We start from the raw sequence: 243 nt of genomic DNA, 5'->3' as shown, positions 1-243 counted from the left end.
CCTCGCCCGCCGCTAGCCGCCTCGCCTTGACGCGGGTCTCGCCGCCGGTGACGTAAGAGATGAGCTGGAACAGGGCGTCGGGCGCGGGGCCGAGCGCGCGCTGAGCGATCAGCGCCTCTCGCAACGGGACGCCGTTGACATCGGCATCGGGCCGCGCGCCGAGCAACGCGACGACGGCGTCGGCCAAGCGCGGATCGTTCTGCGCGATGACGCCGAAGGCGTCCCCCACCACATAATCGAGCC

At 72.0% G+C, this 243-nt stretch carries 1 pseudogene; it reads right to left on the bottom strand.

Features of this window, described 5'->3' with window-relative positions:
• Positions 1-243: pseudogene (locus AX750_RS26680) on the bottom strand (sulfite reductase subunit alpha); the annotation flags it as partial.

Origin of the sequence: Methylobacterium sp. CCH7-A2, from assembly GCF_001557075.1 — a bacterium.
Lineage (GTDB): Bacteria > Pseudomonadota > Alphaproteobacteria > Rhizobiales > Beijerinckiaceae > Allobosea > Allobosea massiliensis.
The sequence above is the reverse complement of the archived record's forward strand: the minus strand, read 5'-3'. Positions and strand labels throughout refer to the sequence as shown.